Source organism: Corallococcus sp. 4LFB (assembly GCF_046520365.1).
GTDB lineage: Bacteria > Myxococcota > Myxococcia > Myxococcales > Myxococcaceae > Corallococcus > Corallococcus caeni.
The window spans coordinates 1-2,365 of record NZ_JBKGHJ010000821.1 but is presented as its reverse complement, the minus strand read 5'-3'; the positions used below and the strand labels follow the sequence as shown (position 1 = coordinate 2,365).

The following is a 2,365-nucleotide window of genomic DNA, read 5'->3' as shown; positions in this document are numbered from 1 at the left end:
GGCCGCGGCGGGCACCGAAGCGGCGGCCCCGCCAGCCGTGGAACCGGCGGCCCCCGTCGAGCCTCCGCCCCCCGCCACCGTGGAGGTCCGCTTCGAGGCCCCGGTGCGCACCGTGCTTGGCCGGCCGGGGGGCGGGAAGCTGCCCATCAACCAGGTGGTCGCCCTGGCTCCCGGCCCGCTCCGCGTCCAGTACACCTGCCCGGGAAAGCGTGCACCTCGGGGTATTGAGACCTACAACGTCCGACCTGTAACCGGGGAACTCCAGACGCTCCGGGTCCCATGCCGCAGGCGACGCTAATTGGCACGGCGACTTACGCGTATGCGGCATCCGCACCCCCCGGAGGACACGTAGGACCGGGTAAGCTTGAGTGCCCTTAAGTCGTTGGAATTCCTTGGTTTTCCACCGAGCGGGCGCGTTTACACATGTCAGAGGGGTCCGTAGACTCCGGCCCCTCTATGGCTCGCGCGAAGAAGCGGAAGAACATCACACGACAGAGGACCTACCCCGCGGGGAGGGTGGCCCGGCAGCTCCCGGTCGCCCCGGAGCCCAACCGACTGGTGAAGGTGTGGCGGCGCGTGTTGGAGCGTCGGCTGCGCACCCGGCTGCGGGGGAAGGTGGCGGTGGAGATCCACGACAACACCCACACGATGCTGACGTTCCAACGTCAGCGCGCGCTGTGGCGGCTGCGGCTGCACCACATGTTCCTGGCCGCGCCGGACGACGTGCTGCAGGCGCTCGCCAGCTTCGTGCGCAAGGGGGACGCGGACGCCAGCGCGCTCTTGGACCGCTACATCGAGCGCAACCGCATCTTCATCCGCCGGCTGTCCCCGGCGCAGATGCGCAAGCGGCTGCGGCTGTCGCCGGTGGGGCGCTACCACGACCTGGGGCGCATCTATGAGCGGCTCAACGAGCGCTACTTCCAGAGCCGCATCGACGCGGCCATCACCTACGGGCCGGCGCCCCGGGTGAAGGGGCCTCGCAAGAGCATCAAGATGGGCTCGTACTCGGCGGACTCGAAGGTCATCCGCATCCACCCGGCGTTGGACCAGCCGCTGGTGCCCCGGTACTTCGTGGAGTGGATCGTCTTCCACGAGATGCTGCACCACGTCTACCGCGCCCGCCGGGGCGAGGACGGCCGGCGCTGCATCCACCCGCCGGAGTTGATGGAGCACGAGAAGCGCTTCCACGACTACCAGCGCGCGCTCGCCTGGGAGCGGGAGAACCTGGACCTGCTCCTGTGCGCCCGCACGGAGCAGCTCTGATGCGGACGGGCCCGCTCCCGGCGCGCCCGTGAGGCGTCCGGGACGCGGGCGCTCTGACGTGCCTGGACGCGTCAGGGCAGGATGAGGCCGCCGGGGCTGCGACGCTCGTGCGTGGGCGCGCCGGGGGCTCACCGGGGGCCGGACCTCCCTGCTCGGCCTGGGCCTGCGCGCCCGCCGCGGCCAGGACCACGACCTTGGCGAAGAGGGTCTCCGCGAAGCGGGAGAAGGGCTCGTCGAGCCCGTGGAAGAGGCGCCGGGCCTCGCCCCTCGCGATGTCCGCCTGGAGGGCCCGCCCGGTCGCGTCGAAGAAGGCCGCCATGCGCCACAGGCGGCGCGCGTAGCGCTGGCGCACCTCCGGGGTGAAGAAGGCCCGCGCCGCCTCCAGCACGCGCTGCCGCACCTGCTCCTGGCGCTGCGCTCCGCTCAGCGCCAGGGGGCTCGAGGCCAGCGCCTGCACCTGCTCCATCAATCCCCGCACCTCCGCGTCGGGCGGCATCCACTCCGCGATCTCCGGCGTCGCGTGGAGCTGGTCGCCCTCCAGGGCATGGCGCACGTCGTCGGGCTCGGGGGCGGGGAGGGGCTCGGGCTCGTGGACGGGCTGCACGCCGTGGTGGCGCAGCGCGGCCTCCAGGTCCGGCGGGAAGGGCGTGCGGGTGCGCAGGTTGAGCGCCGCGGCCTCCGCGAGCAGCCGGGCTCCCTCCTCGCGGGTGACCTCCATGCCGAAGCCGTTCTGAAGGCCGTGCTTGAGGATGCGGCGGAGGTCTCCCCGGCTCTGCTCGGTGCGGGTGAGCTCCAGCACGCCCTGTTCGTCCGACGCGATGGCCTGGAGCAGCTCCACGCCGCCGCGCACCACGCGCGTGAGCAGCAGGCCGTACTGCCCCGTCGAGGACACCAGCGTCACCAGCGTGGGCAGCGCCTCCGGCGCCGCGGGGGCGGGCGCCGCCTTCGGAGCCTCCGGCGGGGTGACGCCGCGCGAGCGCAGCCGGTAGAGCGCCTTCTTCGCGGCCTTGGCCAGGGGCTTCACCGAGGAGGCGGACAGGGCCTCCGGCAGCGCCACCTGGCCCGCCAGCACCGGCGGCCTCCAGCACGCGCCCGCCAGGCC

General features: G+C 72.9%; 1 protein-coding gene. It reads left to right on the top strand.

Annotation, left to right across the window (positions count from 1 at the left end):
* Positions 1–456 precede the first annotated feature (456 nt).
* Positions 457–1,263, top strand: coding sequence for a hypothetical protein (locus ACLEQD_RS41535; RefSeq protein ID WP_410391436.1), 807 nt, complete (start codon positions 457–459; stop codon positions 1,261–1,263).
* Positions 1,264–2,365 lie beyond the last annotated feature (1,102 nt).